This is a genomic window from Pseudomonas sp. MWU15-20650 (assembly GCF_023242475.1).
Classification (GTDB): domain Bacteria; phylum Pseudomonadota; class Gammaproteobacteria; order Pseudomonadales; family Pseudomonadaceae; genus Aquipseudomonas.
This window is the reverse complement of sequence record NZ_JALJFG010000001.1, coordinates 101,203-118,848: the sequence shown is the minus strand read 5'-3', so window position 1 is coordinate 118,848 and position 17,646 is coordinate 101,203. Positions and strand designations below refer to the sequence as shown.

The window sequence follows — 17,646 nt, the reverse complement described above, 5'->3', positions numbered from 1 at the left end:
CTTGGTGTCGATAGGCCACTATAGTACGCGGACGGTGTCTGGTGACGCATGAATAGTGTCTGCCCGTGCTCGCCGTACAACTCGGCTAGGAAGGCTGAGAGCCAAGGAAATTAGGTGATTGAGTCTATTGATGATTGCTGATATTGAGACGTTTCTGAGATTGAACCCAGGCGCCATGGCAAAAGAAATTGCCCGCCATCTCGGCACGCAGAAGTCTGTGGTGAACCCTATCCTCTATGGACAACGTGAGGTTTTTATTCAGGATGAAAACAGTTGCTGGTCATTGGTGAACTCTGGAAAGCTGACAATCGCTCTTAAATCGGGTGCCTGGGTTGGGAGCGCTTCCTTCGAGGAGTCGCTGGCGGCCACCGGTTCACCATTGGATCTTGAGTGCTCGGTGGTCGAATTTGTTGTGCCCTTGGGCTGCAAAATCATGATTGACGCAGCCGCACGTATTTTAGCGTTGTGCAATCAGTTGGTAATGTTGAATAAGTCGGTATCGATTGATTTCAGCGCGTGCAAAACAACGCTGACCTACTTTAATCGGCTCGGGTTCTTTGATCATTTGGATGGCAAAGTAAACGTTCTTCCAAACAGGCCGAAGTGGTCGGCAGCCAAAGCACATCATGGTAATAATAATGGTGTGGTTGAGCTGGCGTCGATTGACCACCTGTTACCCGATGAGACTATCCCCAAACGTTTGAAGAATAGCCTTGTCAGCTGTGCAGGTGAGCGTTACTCACAATCCGCATTCACCGTTATTTCTGAGCTATTTGGCAACGTGCGAGACCATGCGCGGTCTCAAATCCCAGGCTTCGCAGCACTCCAGCACTACCCAAAGGGTGGAAAAATCCAGACGGTAATATCCGACAGTGGGGTTGGTATCGTTGGGAGTCTCCAGCCGGTACTGGCGGAAAAGTATCCAGCTATTTTTGGAAAGCTCGATTTTTCCCAGCCCGAAGCGGGTCCCGAGCTTGTGCTACAGGTGTTCCAGCAGGGTCAGATCTCCAGCTCAAGTGATGATGGTCGTGGCCTAGGCCTTAAGCGCAGTGGCGATGTGGCAGCGAACTACAACGCGACGGTCTCTATCCGACAACAGAATTTCGAGCTAATCATGGTTTATACAGAAGGCAAGCTGACGAGTAGCTATCGCGTAGGTATGCCCTCCTTGCTCGGAACGCACATCTGCTTTGAATTCTTGATTGACAGTCAGGCGACTCTGGTTAAACTGAAAAAATGAATCAGAAATCTTATATCGTCAATCTCGGTGGACTCACCGACGATGACCATCCCTTTGGCAACGTCCAAGGGAAAGCCACCTTTCGTAAACTCCTTGACGTCGTTGAGGCTCATCCTCAGTACGCCTTGTTTGGTATCTCTCTGGCTGACATAGAGGCGACGGATGCATCCTTTCCTAGGGAAAGTGTGGTTGCTGTTGCCAAGCATTTTAAAGGGGAGCGCGGTTTTTTTCTAAAAGATGTAAAAAATCGGGATTTACTCGATAACTGGAGCTATGCGGCCCACGCAAAAGACCAGCCTCTCACCGTCTGGGATGGGGATAATTTCGAGGTCATTGGTCCTGAGATCAGTTCCTCCGCGAAAGAGCTTTTACATTACGTGCTTTCCAAACGCTCCGTCACTGCGGCTAAGGTGGCTGAAACACTCGAAATTTCAGTGCCTAACGCCAGTACCAAGTTAAAAAAATTGCTGGATCAGGGCTACATTCTTAGAGCAGAAGAAACCGCTGAGTCAGGCGGTATCGAGTACGTGTACCACGCGATAGGCGAATCTGCTTAAACAGCTTTACACAATCAGAATCAGCGAGTAGTCTTTCCCATAAGCCAGGGGGTTGTTCGTTTAATACCTGGTTAAACTGGATCAATTAATCAGAATGGTGATCGACATGGCTACAAACCCTCCAGCAGGTGATGGGCACCGTAAAGGCGCTGTCCGGGATCGCTCTCAAACTCAGACGCCTTCAGGGCATTGGGTGAAACGAGATTCGGAAACTGGCCAGTTCATGGACGTAAAAACCTCGGACAAAACGCCGTTCAAGGGCGTCCGCAAAGAGAAATAAGGAGTACGAAAATGAGTGCAAAATTTGAGATTTTTCTGGGTAGCAATCGACAATATTACTTCCACCTCAAGGCTCCGAATGGAGAAAAAATCCTTGCCAGTGAGGGGTATACGACTAAAGCCAACTGCCAGAACGGTATCCAGTCAGTAAAAATTCACTCGCCTTATGACAATTACTATAAAAAACTAATCTCCACGAATTACCAGTACTACTTCACGTTAACTGCGAGCAATAACCAGGTGATAGGAGTAAGCGAAACCTACACAACAACTCAATCGCGTGATGCCGGCATTACTGCGGTGAAGGCATATGCGCCAACGGCGCCGGTAGTAGATTTGACCTGAACCCAGTCGGGTTCTCATTAGGGCCCCTGGATTTAGGGGCTTTTTTAGTGTGACGGATTCAGACGAGCAAATCTGAGGACACATTATTGTCCTGATGCGTCTGCATATAGGGCTCTAGCTGAAGGCATTGTTATGGACATAGCAAGATGTATCGTGGACGGCGCTGAATATCCCGCTGCAAAGTTCGCCAAACTTCCCCCTTCTGAACTAGCGAATAAACGGCGACACCTCGTTTGTATCAAGTGTGGTACCCGAGCAATTTTTGTCAAAGAGGCGCGAAGCGGACAAGGACCGCATTTCCGGGCTCGTCCTCATCTGAATTGCACATTCGCTGCACCTGAGTCTGAACGCGGTGAGGGCGGCGGCGATGATCAGGACATGTTACGTAACCCTGGTGATCGCATCGTTCTAGACCTCCGTTACGGTGCGGCGGAGAACGTGAACGGTGACCCAGTGTTGGGTGGGACAGGCGGTGGTTCTGGTGGCAGGTACGTTGGCCTTGGGGGGAGCAAGCGAGCAATATCTAAGCGCCGACTCCGACCAATTTTGAAGAATTTAATATATTCCGAAGCGTTCAGACATTCAGATCAAACCATTGAGTTGCCCGAAGTAGGTGAGTTTCGAGCGCGTGATTTGTTCGTGAATTTTTCTGACATCACGGAAGAGCACGTGGGTCAGCTCAGAGGTTTTTGGGGTGATATTCAGGATACCCGCGAGTCCAAGGATGGATCTCGATGGATCAATACCGGAGATAAAGAAAACGTCAGCGTGATCGTCGGCAAGGAGGTCTGCAAGGCTTTTCTAGACTATCACCGTGCCAAGTGGACGGAGCTTGAGGGCATGCATTTCTTGGTTTTTGGACGGTTGAACCGGGGGCGGACAAATAACAAATTGTGGATCAAGCCGAAGGGTACTGAATACACGGCTATTTATGATGAGTCTTAACGTCAGTCGTGTCTCATAACTTGTGTGTCACTACCTGCTTCAGCGAATATGGATTCTGCCGTAATTTTAAAGCCAATCACCATGCAGCCTGAGGTTCTTAATGACCGAACCTCAGTCGTTCGATAGTCTCGATATTTTTCTGATGGGCTGAGGATTGTAGCGTTAGGCTATAGTCTTCTCCTGAGATGTAGAGGCTGAAAGCGGGTGATGGACCCAAATCTGGTGGCGAAGCTACAGGCTGAAAATACACGGCTGATTGCCTTGTTGGATGCTCATGGCATCGAATGGCGGCTGCCTAATGAGCTGGTCAAGCTACCAGCGGCTCCACTTGAGCGCTCGCAACAACTCGATACTGATGGAAAGCTTGCCCTATTCCGAAGCTTGTTTCGTGGTAGGACGGACGTTTATCCCATCCGCTGGGAAAGCAAGGCAGGCAAATCAGGATACGCACCCGCTTGCGCAAACGAATGGAGGCCTGGCGTTTGTGAGAAGCCACGAATTAAATGTGGCGACTGCGGTAACCGCCAGCTGCTTCCGCTGACCGATGAGGTGGTCTATCGCCATCTGGCGGGCGAAGTGGTCGTTGGTATCTACCCCCTACTCTCTGATGACACTTGTTATTTTTTGGCAGTCGACTTCGATGAGGCCGAATGGCGTGATGATTCCAAAGCTTTTGTGCAGTCATGCCATGAGCTGAACGTCCCGGTGGCGCTGGAAATATCGCGCTCAGGCCAAGGGGCTCATGGCTGGATTTTCTTTAAGCGTAATGTTCCTGCCTGCGATGCGCGCCGCCTCGGTGCTGCAATCATCAGTCATGCCTGTGAGCGCACCCGCCAGTTGGCGCTCAGCTCCTATGATCGACTGTTTCCAAACCAGGACTATATGCCCAAAGGCGGCTTTGGAAATCTCATCGCGCTCCCTTTACAAAAGCGGGCCAGGGCCCAAAACAATAGCGTTTTTGTAGACGACTCGCTTGAGCCTCATCCTGATCAATGGGCCTTCCTGGCATCGATTCAGCGCATGAGTCCAGAAGATATCCAGCCCGTTATTATCCAGGCGATGGGTAATCGGGACCCTCTAGGGGTCGCCTATGTCGATGACGAAGGTGATGCAGAACCTTGGAAAGATCGTGAATCGAGATCACGTAAATTGACATGCCCGTTGCCTGCTGCTGTCAACATCACGCTGGCTAACTTAATTTACTTTGAAAAGTCGGAATTGCCACAGCCATTGGCAAACCAGCTTGTCCGGCTCGCTGCCTTTCAAAATCCTGAGTTCTACAAAGCTCAGGCCATGCGCATGTCAGTGTGGAACAAGCCAAGGATTATCGGCTGTGCCCAGAACTTCCCCAAACATATTGCGTTACCACGTGGCTGTTTGGATGCTGCGCTGGAGCTTTTAGAGGAAAACGGGGTTACCCCTATTCTTAAAGACGAACGCTTCGCGGGCGACCCCATCTACGTGAGCTTTCTCGGGACCCTGCGTTCTGACCAAGAGGCTGCTGTCAGCGCAATGCTAAGTCATGACACCGGTATCCTCTGCGCACCGACAGCTTTCGGTAAAACGGTGAGTGCTGCTGCGTTGATTGCCGCACGTGGCATTAACACGTTGGTGCTTGTGCATCGGACGGAACTGTTAAGGCAGTGGCAAGAGCGCTTGCAGGTGTTCTTGGGAGTCGGGAATGGTGTCGTTGGAACTCTTGGGGGCGGAAAAGCGAAGCTTACAGGCATCATCGACATTGCCGTAATGCAGTCGTTATCGCGAAAAGGCGAGATCAGCGATCAGGTGAAAAACTACGGCCAGATCATCGTTGATGAGTGTCATCACCTATCAGCAGTGTCATTCGAGGCGCTACTGAGGAGCGCGACTGCGCGGTACGTACTGGGACTCACAGCAACCCCAGTGCGCCGAGATGGGCAGCAGCCCATTATTTTCATGCAGTGCGGACCGATCCGACATTCTGCTGCTCGACCAGCGAGTGCGCCCCATGACCTATCTGTCGTGCCTCGATTGATGCCCAAACCAATAGTGGTCCCCGAGGGCTTTGGCATTCAGGACGTTTTTCGGCGTCTAGCCGACGACTCTGAGCGGACAGCTAAAATCGTCTCGGAGATTGAGCTGGCGTACAACGAGGGCCGAAAAATTCTAGTGCTAACGGAGCGGACGGAACATGTGGATGCCCTTGAATTAGAATTGAAGCAGCGCGTGCATAACCTTTTCGCGCTTCATGGGCGAGTGCCTAAGAAACAGCGGATTTCCAGTATGCATGAGCTTGAGTCCCTTCCCCCTGATGCTCCACGAGTGCTGCTCGCAACAGGAAAACTAGTAGGTGAAGGCTTCGATCATCCGCCGTTGGACACGCTGGTGCTGGCAATGCCCATTTCATGGAAGGGCATCCTTCAGCAATATGCGGGGCGGTTGCATCGATCACATGCCGATAAGGTCGACGTGCGAGTGATCGACTTCGTTGACGCGGGCAATGCTGCATTGATGAGGATGTGGGATAAACGGCAGGCGGGGTACAAAGCGATGGGTTACCGAATGGCTGACTCCCTAGCCACGATGGACTTGCTCTAGCAGAACGGTTCCTTTTTGGATGCCGCCAGCAAGCTCCTTCATTAGGTGAGGATGCTGGTTATGAAAACGACATTTAATAAGGTCAATAGTCCGCAGTACGACACTAATTGTTGCTCAGATGTGACAGTTATCGTGCTCATGTTCCACGTGGAACCCTGATTCCACCTAGGGTAGCCATGACACTTAATATGCCCATCGACATCAGGTTCCCCGCTAGTAAAATAAAAGGCCAACGCTTAGCGTTGGCCTTTTTTATTTGGGGCTGAAATGAGCGATTTTAGAAATGCTCCACGTGGAACATCCAAGCTGTCTTCAGCTTTCAGGTGTCGCCACGCTCTCCAGTCGATACCCATACCCGTAGATCGTCAGCAACTGCCAACCCCTATCTGCGGTTAGCCCCAGCTTGTTACGCAGGCGATAGATATGGGTATCCAGTGGGCGCGATGAGACCATCTCTTCGTGGGTCCAGAACCGCTCATAGAGGTATTCACGGGACAGCGGTCGTGCCAGGTTGGCGAACAGGCAACGGGCCAGGCGGTACTCGCGTTCGGTCAGGCTGATCGGCTTGCCGGCCCGAGTGACGGTCAGCTCGGCGTCGTCGAATGTCAGGTCATTAAAGGTAAGTACTTCGCTGGCGGCAGATTTGTGCAAGCCATGACGTCGTAGGACCGCTATCACCCGGGCCTTGAGCTCGTTGGGGCGAAAGGGTTTGCTGACGTAGTCATCTGCGCCGCTATTCAATGCCTGGACGATATCGCTCTCGGCATCACGGCTGGTGAGCATGATGGCGGCAGGTGGTACTTCCATATGCTCACGGGTCCAGCGCAATAGCGCCAGGCCGCTCAGATCGGGTAATTGCCAGTCGAGGATCAGCAGGTCGAATGTTTCGCGCCGCAGTTGGCGCAGCAGGCTTTCACCGTTCTCAAAGCAATGCAGCGTCCATGGCTGTTCCGAGGCGGTGGGGATTTGTCGCAGTGTCTGTTCTACCCGCCGTAGTTCTGCAGGTTCGTCATCCAGTATTGCGACACGCATGGGAGGGTCCTTTCTTCTTGATGAGTGCGGCTGTTGTGCCTGGCCAGCTATGAATCTGAACAATTATCGCCAAATTCTCAACTCCCCTGGATCCGGAGGTACGCTGATATCAAATGGCCGTTAAGCCGTTGGAAGTCATCACTACCCAAGCTGGGAAGATACCGGCTCGAGACCGTCAGGAAAAGTATCAATGGCAATCAGGCTTTATGCTGTGCCAGGACGAGCGATCGTCGTGGAGCAGATCAATCTGTGGGGACGGATGATTCTGTTGATAATTGCGACAGGTTTGGGAGCGGAAACGAGCGGTGCCTCTAGCCCTCCAGTGGTGCCTGTCCCATTTGCCGAGCGACAGACATTAAGCGAACCAGGCGATGGAATGGGGTTCGCGAGCTCGCCCTTCGAGTCTGGCAGCATGAATCAGCAGAACCAGCGCTGGGTGTTTTAGTCGCGCTGATTCTGAACAAATGTCGCAGATTTTTCTGATGCACCTGGGCTGTAGGTAAAATCTTAGCCGCTGAGTGACATACAGATTGGAGCGCGGGAGGCGCTCCGACACAGGATGTGTCAACCGCAGTCCGAGGCTCGCTACGGACTGTTGTCGAAGGGATGAGAAGGACGATATTGCTTCGATGTATTACCCCGGACCAGAACAGGTGGACGGGTCCGACACAGGGATGTGTCATCCTTTTCCGCGGATGCCATACCCCGACATTACGCCTATCGAGTGCGACGCATCATCGGGTATCGTAGGCGGTATCCGAGGTCTTCCGCTGCAAGGCGCTTTCTGACGACCATTAGAACTAGAATCTTGATGAGCGCCATGACCTTCTTTTTCCGCCCCCACCGCCCCTTCTTTTCTGCCCTGTTGGGTTCTGGCCTGATCGTTACGCTGGGTGCCGTCAGTTTACCTGCGGTTGCTCGCCCTGCCCTTCCCCGTGCTCCCTACGTTGATGACAACCTGCTATGCCGTGCTCAGCCATTGCCGGCGGTCGTCCAGCATCTGACGGGTGAAGCCTGGAAGCTGGACGACAAAGGCGTGCCAACCGTTTTGATAGAGGGCATGGCGATCGATGAGCAGGAGAGTGTGAAAACCTCCCCTGGGGCATTTGTCAGCCTGCTGCTGGGAGATGGCTCGCGGATCGTGCTGCCTTCCAGTTCCCAGGTGCGCTTGCACCTGGTGGAGGAACAAGCGATCCCTCAGGTTATTCTTGAGCAGGGCCAAGTCGAGGCTTATGTGATCAAGCGTGCCAGCAGCTATGACCGTTTTCAGATCGTGACGCCTGTGGGTGTGCTGGGTGTCCGCGGTACGCACTTCCGTGTGCGTAACGATGGCGAACAATCGGTGGTCGAAGTGCTCAATGGGCAAGTGGCGGTCAATCGAGACGAAACGCCGCCCAACGCTAAGCCGGTTAAAAAGAAACCAGTGGTCGGCCCGGTAGAGGGCGAAGTGAAGGTGGGGACTCGCCAAGGGTTGGTGTTCAAGAAACAGGGAGATCTCAAGCCGATGGAGCTGCTGGATCCACCTACGCTGGTGGGCCAGGATGGCCAGAAAGGGGATGCGCCTATCTGGACCCTGTTCCTGCGGCCACTGCCGGGTGCCCAGCGCTATCGGGCACAGGTCGCTACCGATAAAGCGTTCATGAACATCAAGCAGGAAAACTTTTCCAGCAAGCCACAAGTAAGCTTCACTGGGTTGAAAGCGTCGTTCTACCACGTGCGCTTGTCTGCTTATGATGAACAGGGTCTGGAGGGCGCCACCGGGATCTATGACATCTTCTACTATCCGCCCTCGACGCGCGTGTCGCAGATATCCGGCGGTTGACCGGTGAGGCTGTGGCGCAGGGCTGAAAAGCGCCAGCCGACCCAGGCCCAGCGGCTATTTAATGGTCTGGTTCGCGAGTGGCTATGGGTCAGCCTCCTGCTATTGCCGATAACGGCGTTTCTCTCTCTCAGCCATGGCCTGGCAATCAATAACCTGCTGTATGACAGCCTGCGCCGTCTGAGCCCTTTGCCGGTCGATCCACGTATCCTGCTGGTGACCATTGATGACCGTAGCCTTAAACAGTTGGGGCAATGGCCTTGGTCGCGGGGTGTGCATGCCGACCTGATTGACCACCTGAGTGCTGCCAAGCCTGCAGGTATTCTGTTTGATGTGATTTTCAGCGAGCCAGCCCGTGAGCCTGCCAATGATCAGCGCCTAGCCGAGGCTATTTGCAATGCAGGAAACGTGTTGCTGCCGACGATTCGCGAGGGTGCGCCCCGTTATGGCCAACCCGTGGCCCTGATCCAACCGGTGCGACCCTTGTTTGAATGTGCCCGTGGAGTGGGTCATATCAATGTCGAGGCCGACAGCGACGGCATTGTGCGCAGCCTCTATTTGCGTGAAGGCCCTCCTGGCCAAATGACACCGCAACTGGCGTGGCTGGCGTTCGAGCTGGCTGGCCAGGCTACGGCCATGCCAGGCTTGTCCGAGCCGTCGCAGCGTACCGATTGGCAGCGAGACCACGCCATTCGGATCCCCTTCATTGATGCCCATGCCGGTTTTGCCAGCGTCCCTTATGTCAGCGTCTTGCGCGGAGAAGTGCCCCCCGAGATTTTGCGTGATCGTCTGATTCTGGTGGGTGCCACCGCGCCCGGCATGGGCGATCGTTATGTCACTCCCCTATCGGCCAGCGTAGGCACCACCGCCGGCGTCGAGATTCAGGCGAATATCCTCAACGGCTTACTTCAGGAACGCAGCATCGTGGTGTTGCCCGATTGGTTGGCTGCGTTAATGGCGACCACCATGGTGGCCCTGCTCCTGGGGTTATTGCTGTTCCGCCCGAGGTACGCACTGTGGTTGACCTTAGGCTGTATGAGCGCTGCCTTGCTCAGCTCTTGGGGCTTGTTGTACTTGGGGGGCTGGTGGTCGCCTGCAGCGTGCCTGATCGGCTTGCTGCTGGCCTACCTGATCTGGAACTGGCGCCGTTTGAGCGTGATCCTGGCCTATTTCGGCTGGGAGCTGGCGCGCCTGGACGACGAACCCAAGGTGTTACCGGAACGCCGTCGTGCGCCCGCCAGCAAGGGTGACAGGTTGCAAGAGCGGATCTTTGCCCTGGAACAGGTCGTCAGCCGTACCCGCGATACCCGGCGCTTTATGGCAGATGGCTTGGAGTGCTTGCCGGTGGCCACCTTGATCACCGACCCAATGGGCAACATCCTGCTGGCCAACCGAATTGCCCGGGACGTATTTGGGAATGAGTTGGTGAGCGAAAACCTGCTCGAGCAGCTGGCTCAATTGGGGTATCCACCGTTGCAGGATGGCAGGCGCCCGTCATTGTTGAGGTTGGAAATCGTCGAGTTTCGCGACACCCAACAGCGAAGCTTGCGCCTGGACCTGGCTCCCCTGCGGCCGGCCGATAGCGACGTGGCCTTGGGTTGGCTGCTGAGCTTGACGGACCTGAGCGTTGAACGTGAGGCCCAGCAGCAACGGGAAACCCTGCTGCGCTTTCTGTCCCATGACCTGCGTGCGCCTCATTCGGCGATCCTGGCCCTGTTGGATGTTCAGCGTCACGAGTCCTCAAGGGATACGCCGGTATTCACTCAGATAGAACAGCAGGTGCGCCGCGCCCTGACCCTGACGGAGTCATTCGTTCAGTTAGCCAAGGCTGAATCTGACGGCTACCAATTCCAGCCCAGCCTGTTCGCCATGCTGGTGCTCGATGCGTTTGACCAAGTGGCGCTGATTGCGCAACTAAAAGGTATTCATCTGGTTCACGACTTGGATGAGACCGGTGAGGAAATGGTTTCGGCAGATCAAGCGCTACTGACTCGCGCGTTGTTTAACCTGCTGGAGAATGCGATCAAATACAGCCCTTGCGGGACCACGGTCACTTTGAGTTTACACAGCAGCGGCGAGTGGCTGGAATGCCGGGTCAGCGATCAGGGGCTGGGCATTGCCGCCGAAGACTTGCCTGACCTGTTCGGCCAATACCGGCGTCTTGCGTCGGCCCAGGGGATCGAAGGGTTGGGCTTGGGGCTGACCATGGTCAAGGCGGTAGTGGATCGCCATGGCGGGCGTATTGAATGTGAGAGTGAACTCGGGAAAGGCACCACATTCAGCCTGCAATTACCGCTGTGGAATGAGTGAGCGGGCTGGCTTTATACCTGTGCATAAAAAACCGGCTACAAGCGCCGGTTTTTTAAGGCGGGAAAAAACTTATGCACCTTTTCCGTTGTTTTATGAGCTTCAGAAATATGTAATAAAATCAGTCGGTTATTTCGTAAAAACGCCAATTTGCCAACAAACCGTACACAGGTTATCCACAGAAACTCAAACGGCGGTCGAATCCCCTTCAGCGGGCAACGGTGGCAAGGACCCCATGGCCCGTTGCTGTGCTTCATTCCACGCTGCAGCGCGGTCATTCAGCGCTGCAATGGCGCGCGGCCCTTCACCCTCGGCGTACATTGGTTCGCCGATTACCACGGTGATGGTGCCTTCACGTTTGGCCCAACCGGTTTTTGGCCAGAACTTGCCGGCGTTATGCGCAATCGGCAGTACAGGCAGGTTGGCATTGACCGCCAGTGCCGTCCCGCCCCGTGAGAACTTGCCCACAGTGCCATACGGCACCCGCGTGCCTTCCGGGAAGATCAGCACCCATACGCCATCCTTGAGCAGCTCGTCGCCCTTCTTGGCTACGTGCTTGAGCGCCGCCTTGGGGTTGTCACGGTCGATCGCGATCGGACGAAGCATCGCCATGGCCCAACCGAAGAACGGCACATACAACAGCTCTCGTTTGAGCACTTGGCTCAATGGCGAGAAGTATGCCGAGAGGAAGAACGTCTCCCAGGTGCTCTGGTGGTTCGACAGAATCACGCAGGGTTGGTCCGGGACGTTTTCAGCGCCCTTGATCTCGAAACGAATATTCAGGAACACCTTGGTCAGCCACAACGCGCAGCGGCACCAATAAACGTTGATGAAGCGATAGCGCGCCTTGAACGGCAGGAACGGTGCAATAAAAAAGCTCAGGGTGCACCAGAGAAACGAACTGGTGCCCAGCAGCAGGTAAAAGAAAAAGGTTCTGATGGCCTGCAAAATCGACATGGCGGCATTTACCGTTGCGGGACGCGGCCCGCCTGTTAAAAGCGCACTCCCGAACAATCCTTGGTCAGGAAGTCGAGGGCGGCTAGTTGTTGATAAGTTCTGCGGCAACCGCCGCCAGATCGTCAAAAATCAAGGTGCCTACCGGCAGGTTTTTCGCCTGGGTCTTTTCGCCTTTTCCGGTCTTAACCAAAACTGGCTGAGAGTCGACGGCTTTGGCCGCTTCCAGGTCACCGAGGCTGTCCCCGACAAACCATAGCCCAGCCAAGGGCACGTTGTAATGTGCTGCAATAGCTTTCAACATGCCAGGCTTGGGTTTGCGGCAATCGCAGCCTTCATCCGGCCCATGGGGGCAATACACCACCAGCCCTACCTCGCCGCCCTGCTCGGCCACCAACGTGCGCAAGCGCGCATGCATGGCGTCCAGGGTTGCGATGTCGTAGTAACCACGGGCGATGCCGGACTGGTTGGTGGCGATGGCCACCGTCCAGCCGGCTTTGCTCAACTGCGCGATGGCCTCGATCGAACCTGGCAGTGGAACCCACTCCTCCACCGACTTGATGTAAGCGTCGGAGTCGTAATTGATCACCCCGTCCCGATCGAGAATCAGCAGTTTCAACATGGTCAGCCCAGTACGGAAATGTCAGCGATATTGATGAACAGGCCGCGCAGGCGCGCCAGCATGGCGTAGCGGTTTTTACGCACGCCCGCCTCTTCGGCATTGATCATCACCGCTTCGAAGAACGCATCCACCGGCTCACGCAACGACGCCAGGCGCGCCAACGCTTCGGCATAGTTGCGCTCGGCGATCAGCGGCTTCACGGCATTTTCGGCCTTGGCGATGGCCGAGTTCAGCGAGAACTCCTTGGCATCGGCGAACAGGCTCGGGTCGACGTCGGCATTGCCAAGGTTGTCGGCTTTGCTCAGCAGGTTCGATACGCGTTTGTTCACGGCGGCCAAAGCCCCGGCTTCCGGCAGCTTGCGGAACGCTTGCACGGCTTGTACGCGTTGGTCGAAGTCCAGCGCCGAACCCGGCTGCAGGGCACGGACCGACAGGTACACCGAAACGTCCACGCCTTCGTCTTCATAACGCGCCCGCAGGCGGTCGAATACGAATTCCAGCACTTGCTCGGCCAGGCCGGCTTGCTTGACCTTGGTGCCGAACTGGCCGACCGCAAACACCACGGCCTGGGTCAGGTCGAGGTCGAGCTTCTTGTCGATCAGGATCCGCAGCACGCCCAGGGCCGCACGGCGCAAGGCGTAGGGGTCTTTGCTGCCGGTAGGCAGCATGCCGATACCGAAGATGCCCACGAGCGTGTCCAGCTTGTCGGCGATTGCCACGGCCGCGCCGGTCAGGGTGGTCGGCAATTCAGCGCCGGCGCCGCGCGGCATGTATTGCTCGTTCAGCGCCAGGGCCACATCGTTTGGCTCGCCGTCGTTCAGAGCGTAGTAGTAACCGGCAACGCCTTGCATTTCCGGGAACTCGCCGACCATCTCGGTGGCCAGGTCGCACTTGGACAGCAGGCCGGCACGTGCGGCCCAGGCTGCATCACCACCAATGCGTGGGGCAATGTAGGCCGCCAGTTTGGAAACGCGCACGGCTTTGTCGTAGACACTGCCGAGTTTCTCCTGGAACACCACGTTTTGCAGGCGCAGGTTGAAGTCTTCGAGCTTCTGCTTCTTGTCTTGCTTGAAGAAGAACTCGGCGTCGGTCAGGCGCGGGCGAACGACTTTTTCGTTACCGGCGATGATCTGCTGCGGGTCCTTGCTCTCGATGTTGGCGACGGTGATGAAGCGCGGCAGCAATTTGCCGTCCACGTCCAGCAGGCAGAAGTACTTCTGGTTGTCCTGCATGGTGGTGATCAACGCTTCTTGCGGCACGTCGAGGAAACGCTCTTCGAATGAGCACACCAGCGGCACAGGCCATTCCACCAGGGCCGTCACTTCGTCCAGCAGGCTTGGCGGCACGATGGCGGTGCCTTCCTGCAGGCGGGCCAGCTCTTCGGTACGCTTGCTGATCAGCTCACGACGCTCATTGGCGTCGGCCAGCACATAAGCGGCGCGCAGGTCGTTGAGGTAGTTGGCCGGCGAAGTGATGCGCACGCTTTGCGGATGATGGAAGCGGTGACCACGGGAATCACGACCGGCCTTCTGGGCGAGGATGGTGCAGTCGATGACCTGGTCACCGAGCAGCATCACCAGCCATTGGGTCGGGCGTACGAATTCTTCCTTGCGTGCACCCCAGCGCATGCGCTTAGGGATCGGCAGGTCGTTCAGGGAGTCTTCAACGATGGTCGGCAACAGGCTAGCGGTCGGCTTGCCGGTGATGACCTGGCTGAAACGCAGTTTCGGGCCGCTCTGGTCGATTTCGCCCAGCTCAACGCCACACTTCTTGGCGAAGCCAAGGGCCGCCTGGGTCGGGTTACCTTCAGCGTCGAAGGCAGCCTGGCGGGGCGGGCCATCGAGGTTGATGCTGCGGTCCGGCTGCTGGGTTTCCAGCGCGGTCAGCAGCACAGCCAGGCGACGTGGCGCGGCGTAGACTTTCTTTGCGGCGAATTTCAGGCCAGCGGTCTGCAGGCCTTTTTCGATACCGGCCAGGAACGCGTCGGCCAGGGTGTTCAGTGCCTTGGGAGGCAGCTCTTCGGTGCCCAGTTCAACCAGGAAATCTTGAGCACTCATTGTGCAGCCTCCAGCTTAGCCAACACTTCATCACGCAAATCCGGGGTTGCCATCGGGAAGCCCAGCTTGGCGCGAGCCAGCAGGTAGGCTTGGGCGACGGAACGCGCCAGGGTGCGTACACGCAGGATGTATTGCTGGCGCGCGGTTACCGAAATGGCGCGGCGGGCGTCCAGCAGGTTGAAGGTGTGGGATGCCTTCAGGACCATTTCATAGCTCGGCAACGGCAGCGGCTGATCCAGCTCGATCAGGCGCTTGGCTTCGCTTTCATAGAAGTCGAACAGCTCGAACAGCTTCTCGACGTTGGCATGTTCAAAGTTGTAAGTGGATTGCTCCACCTCGTTCTGGTGGAACACGTCGCCGTATGTGACCTTGCCGAACGGGCCATCAGCCCACACCAGGTCGTAGACCGAGTCCACGCCTTGCAGGTACATGGCCAGGCGCTCGAGACCGTAAGTGATCTCGCCGGTCACCGGGTAGCATTCGATGCCGCCGGCTTGCTGGAAGTAGGTGAACTGCGTCACTTCCATGCCATTGAGCCAGACTTCCCAGCCCAGGCCCCAGGCGCCCAGGGTTGGCGATTCCCAGTTGTCTTCGACGAAACGGATATCGTGGACCAGTGGGTCCAGGCCGACATGTTTCAGCGAGCCCAGGTACAGTTCCTGGAAGTTGTCCGGGTTCGGCTTCAATACCACCTGGAACTGGTAGTAGTGCTGCAGACGGTTCGGGTTTTCGCCGTAGCGGCCGTCAGTCGGGCGACGACTGGGCTGCACATAAGCGGCGTTCCAGGTTTCCGGGCCAATGGCCCGCAGGAATGTAGCGGTGTGGAAAGTGCCGGCGCCTACTTCCATATCGTAGGGCTGAAGTACCACACAACCTTGCTCGGCCCAGTACTGCTGGAGGGCGAGGATCAAGTCTTGGAAGGTACGCACGGCTGGCGTAGGCTGGCTCACGAAATTCACCTGTTACTTGGGCTGCGATTTAAAGAGCGGGAGTATACCCGATTCGGCCGCGCCACCATCCCCTGGAGCCTTATGCCACGCTGCTTTTGGTGTTCTGAAGATCCGCTGTACATGGCTTATCACGATCAGGAGTGGGGAACGCCGCTACGCGATGCGCAGGGCTTGTTCGAGTTGCTTTTGCTCGAAGGGTTCCAGGCGGGCCTGTCCTGGATCACCGTTTTACGCAAACGCGAGCATTATCGAAAGGTTTTGTTCGGGTTTGATGCACAGCGGCTGGCGCGGTTGAGCGATGACGAAATCAACGTACTGATGCTCGACCCCGGCATTGTGCGCAATCGGTTGAAACTCAACGCCACTCGACGCAATGCCGCCGCCTGGCTGGCGCTGGAAGACCCGGTGGGGTTGCTTTGGTCATTTGTCGGCGGTATGCCCAAGGTCAATCATTTCAAGGACCGCAGCGAAGTCCCGGCGACCACTCCCGAGGCTGAGGCGATGAGCAAAGCCTTGAAAAAAGCCGGCTTCACGTTCGTCGGGCCGACCATTTGCTACGCCTTCATGCAGGCTTCGGGCATGGTCATGGACCACACCCAGGACTGCGACCGTTACGCGGACTTGGTCAACGCCGGTTAGAATGCCGGCTTTGCGCACCACACACGATCAGGAGTGACCTGTGGAAAAGTTTAAAGGCGCCTTGCTGGTAGGTGCTCTTCGGTTGTTTGCCCTGCTGCCCTGGCGCGCGGTGCAAGCGGTGGGTTCGGCCATCGGCTGGATCATGTGGAAAACCCCCAACCGTTCCCGCGACACGGTGCGGATCAACCTCTCCAAATGTTTCCCGGACATGGACCCGGCCGAGCGCGAGCGCCTGGTAGGTCGCAGCCTGATGGACATTGGCAAGTCCCTGACCGAAAGCGCCTGCGCGTGGATCTGGCCGGCCCAGCGTTCCATCGATCTGGTGCGTGAAGTCGAAGGCTTGGACGTGCTGCACGAGGCCCTGGCTTCGGGCAAAGGTGTGGTGGGTATCACCAGTCACCTGGGCAACTGGGAAGTGTTGAACCACTTCTATTGCAACCAGTGCAAACCGATCATTTTCTATCGGCCGCCCAAGCTCAAGGCGGTGGACGAGTTGCTGCGCAAACAGCGTGTGCAACTGGGTAACCGCGTGGCGGCGTCGACCAAGGAAGGCATCCTCAGCGTGATCAAGGAGGTGCGCAAAGGGGGCCAGGTGGGGATCCCCGCCGACCCGGAGCCGGCGGAGTCCGCCGGGATCTTCGTGCCGTTCTTCGCCACCCAGGCACTCACCAGCAAGTTCGTGCCGAACATGCTCGCGGGTCACAAGGCCGTCGGCGTGTTCCTGCATGCCCTGCGCCTGCCGGACGGTTCGGGCTACAAGGTGATCCTGGAAGCGGCGCCGGAAGACATGTACAGCACCGACACTGCCACGTCCTGCGCGGCGATGAGCAAGGTGGTGGAGCGTTATGTCGGCGCCTACCCGAGCCAGTACATGTGGAGCATGAAGCGCTTCAAGAAGCGCCCACCGGGTGAGGCACGGTGGTACTGATTTACGACTGACTTAAAGTCGATGCAAAACTAATGTGGGAGGGGGCTTGCTCCCTCCCATATTTGGGTCCTGTATCAAGCCTGGCGATCGAGTTTCTTCAAAAACACGGTCATCTCTTTTTCGGCCTGTTTGTCACCATGGGCCTGGGCCGCTTCAATGCCCTTCTCCCACGCCTGTCGCGCCGCGGCGCTGTCACCCTGCGCTTGGTGCGCCTTGCCCAACAGCTTCCACGCCGCCGAATACTTCGGATCGAACTCGACGCATTTGTGCAAATGCTCGACCGCCTTGGCGTTGTCTTTCAAGTCCAGGTAACCCTTGCCTAGCCCGAAGCGCAGCAAAGCATTATCCACACCCTTGGCGAGCATTTTTTCCAGGGATTCGAGCATGCCGATGTA

15 protein-coding genes are annotated in these 17,646 nt (G+C 56.2%); 9 read left to right on the top strand and 6 right to left on the bottom strand.

The window, feature by feature from the left end:
• The first annotated feature begins 130 nt into the window (after window positions 1-130).
• The 5 genes from M5B43_RS00575 (at window position 131) to M5B43_RS00555 (ending at window position 5,943) form a co-directional block, all read left to right on the top strand.
• The gene (locus M5B43_RS00575) at window positions 131-1,240 is read left to right on the top strand and encodes an ATP-binding protein (protein ID WP_248748329.1); all 1,110 of its coding nucleotides are present in this window, start codon (window positions 131-133) and stop codon (window positions 1,238-1,240) included.
• On the top strand, window positions 1,237-1,797 hold the full coding sequence (locus tag M5B43_RS00570; RefSeq protein ID WP_003340138.1) for a helix-turn-helix transcriptional regulator: 561 nt from the start codon (window positions 1,237-1,239) through the stop codon (window positions 1,795-1,797). The genes M5B43_RS00575 and M5B43_RS00570 overlap by 4 nt, the downstream gene beginning before the upstream one ends.
• Before the next feature lie 291 nt (window positions 1,798-2,088).
• A complete protein-coding gene (locus M5B43_RS00565; protein ID WP_248748328.1) occupies window positions 2,089-2,421 on the top strand; it encodes a YegP family protein in 333 nt (110 codons plus the stop codon).
• A gap of 153 nt (window positions 2,422-2,574) precedes the next feature.
• Window positions 2,575-3,366, top strand: a complete 792-nt coding sequence (locus M5B43_RS00560; protein ID WP_248748327.1) for a hypothetical protein — start codon at window positions 2,575-2,577, stop codon at window positions 3,364-3,366.
• Window positions 3,367-3,570: 204 nt separating this feature from the next.
• Window positions 3,571-5,943 carry a DEAD/DEAH box helicase gene (locus M5B43_RS00555; RefSeq protein ID WP_248748326.1) on the top strand — a complete coding sequence of 791 codons (2,373 nt, stop codon included), beginning with the start codon at window positions 3,571-3,573 and terminating at the stop codon, window positions 5,941-5,943.
• Between the two features lie 312 nt (window positions 5,944-6,255).
• On the opposite strand, the gene M5B43_RS00550 is transcribed toward M5B43_RS00555, so the two are convergent.
• Complete coding sequence (locus tag M5B43_RS00550; RefSeq protein WP_248748325.1) at window positions 6,256-6,975, bottom strand: response regulator transcription factor; 720 nt, start codon at window positions 6,973-6,975, stop codon at window positions 6,256-6,258.
• An 811-nt stretch (window positions 6,976-7,786) separates the two neighbouring features.
• Between M5B43_RS00550 and M5B43_RS00545 the strand changes: the two genes are divergently transcribed.
• Complete coding sequence (locus M5B43_RS00545; protein WP_248748324.1) at window positions 7,787-8,797, top strand: FecR domain-containing protein; 1,011 nt, start codon at window positions 7,787-7,789, stop codon at window positions 8,795-8,797.
• 3 nt (window positions 8,798-8,800) lie between these two features.
• Window positions 8,801-11,104 (top strand): CHASE2 domain-containing protein, encoded by a 2,304-nt coding sequence (locus M5B43_RS00540; RefSeq protein ID WP_248748323.1) that lies wholly within the window; start codon window positions 8,801-8,803, stop codon window positions 11,102-11,104.
• 183 nt (window positions 11,105-11,287) lie between these two features.
• Here the strand turns inward: M5B43_RS00540 and M5B43_RS00535 are convergent, their stop codons facing one another.
• The 4 genes from M5B43_RS00535 to glyQ all read right to left on the bottom strand — a co-directional run bounded on the left by M5B43_RS00535 (window position 11,288) and on the right by glyQ (window position 15,684).
• Window positions 11,288-12,058 carry a lysophospholipid acyltransferase family protein gene (locus M5B43_RS00535; protein WP_248748322.1) on the bottom strand — a complete coding sequence of 257 codons (771 nt, stop codon included), beginning with the start codon at window positions 12,056-12,058 and terminating at the stop codon, window positions 11,288-11,290.
• An 82-nt stretch (window positions 12,059-12,140) separates the two neighbouring features.
• Window positions 12,141-12,677 (bottom strand): D-glycero-beta-D-manno-heptose 1,7-bisphosphate 7-phosphatase, encoded by a 537-nt coding sequence (gene gmhB / locus M5B43_RS00530; protein ID WP_248748321.1) that lies wholly within the window; start codon window positions 12,675-12,677, stop codon window positions 12,141-12,143.
• A gap of 2 nt (window positions 12,678-12,679) precedes the next feature.
• Window positions 12,680-14,734, bottom strand: a complete 2,055-nt coding sequence (gene glyS / locus M5B43_RS00525; protein ID WP_248748320.1) for a glycine--tRNA ligase subunit beta — start codon at window positions 14,732-14,734, stop codon at window positions 12,680-12,682.
• The gene (glyQ, locus tag M5B43_RS00520) at window positions 14,731-15,684 is read right to left on the bottom strand and encodes a glycine--tRNA ligase subunit alpha (RefSeq protein ID WP_003213601.1); all 954 of its coding nucleotides are present in this window, start codon (window positions 15,682-15,684) and stop codon (window positions 14,731-14,733) included. Before glyQ ends, glyS begins: the two co-directional genes overlap by 4 nt.
• 81 nt (window positions 15,685-15,765) lie before the next feature.
• On the opposite strand from glyQ, the gene tag reads away from it, so the two are divergent.
• Complete coding sequence (tag, locus tag M5B43_RS00515; RefSeq protein WP_248748319.1) at window positions 15,766-16,323, top strand: DNA-3-methyladenine glycosylase I; 558 nt, start codon at window positions 15,766-15,768, stop codon at window positions 16,321-16,323.
• A gap of 40 nt (window positions 16,324-16,363) precedes the next feature.
• The gene (locus tag M5B43_RS00510; protein WP_248748318.1) at window positions 16,364-17,251 is read left to right on the top strand and encodes a lysophospholipid acyltransferase; all 888 of its coding nucleotides are present in this window, start codon (window positions 16,364-16,366) and stop codon (window positions 17,249-17,251) included.
• Between the two features lie 74 nt (window positions 17,252-17,325).
• Here M5B43_RS00510 and M5B43_RS00505 read toward each other — a convergent pair whose 3' ends face one another.
• Window positions 17,326-17,637 carry a tetratricopeptide repeat protein gene (locus M5B43_RS00505; protein ID WP_248748317.1) on the bottom strand — a complete coding sequence of 104 codons (312 nt, stop codon included), beginning with the start codon at window positions 17,635-17,637 and terminating at the stop codon, window positions 17,326-17,328.
• Between the last annotated feature and the right edge of the window lie 9 nt (window positions 17,638-17,646).

What these genes read in the sequence shown, in the direction of transcription:
- M5B43_RS00575 (WP_248748329.1), top strand. Translation starts at nt 131, where the DNA reads ATGATTGCTGATATTGAGACGTTTCTGAGATTGAACCCAGGCGCCATG.
- M5B43_RS00570 (WP_003340138.1), top strand. Translation starts at nt 1,237, where the DNA reads ATGAATCAGAAATCTTATATCGTCAATCTCGGTGGACTCACCGACGAT.
- M5B43_RS00565 (WP_248748328.1), top strand. Translation starts at nt 2,089, where the DNA reads ATGAGTGCAAAATTTGAGATTTTTCTGGGTAGCAATCGACAATATTAC.
- M5B43_RS00550 (WP_248748325.1), bottom strand. Translation starts at nt 6,975, where the DNA reads ATGCGTGTCGCAATACTGGATGACGAACCTGCAGAACTACGGCGGGTA.
- M5B43_RS00545 (WP_248748324.1), top strand. Translation starts at nt 7,787, where the DNA reads ATGAGCGCCATGACCTTCTTTTTCCGCCCCCACCGCCCCTTCTTTTCT.
- M5B43_RS00535 (WP_248748322.1), bottom strand. Translation starts at nt 12,058, where the DNA reads ATGTCGATTTTGCAGGCCATCAGAACCTTTTTCTTTTACCTGCTGCTG.
- gmhB (WP_248748321.1), bottom strand. Translation starts at nt 12,677, where the DNA reads ATGTTGAAACTGCTGATTCTCGATCGGGACGGGGTGATCAATTACGAC.
- glyS (WP_248748320.1), bottom strand. Translation starts at nt 14,734, where the DNA reads ATGAGTGCTCAAGATTTCCTGGTTGAACTGGGCACCGAAGAGCTGCCT.
- tag (WP_248748319.1), top strand. Translation starts at nt 15,766, where the DNA reads ATGCCACGCTGCTTTTGGTGTTCTGAAGATCCGCTGTACATGGCTTAT.
- M5B43_RS00505 (WP_248748317.1), bottom strand. Translation starts at nt 17,637, where the DNA reads ATGCTCGAATCCCTGGAAAAAATGCTCGCCAAGGGTGTGGATAATGCT.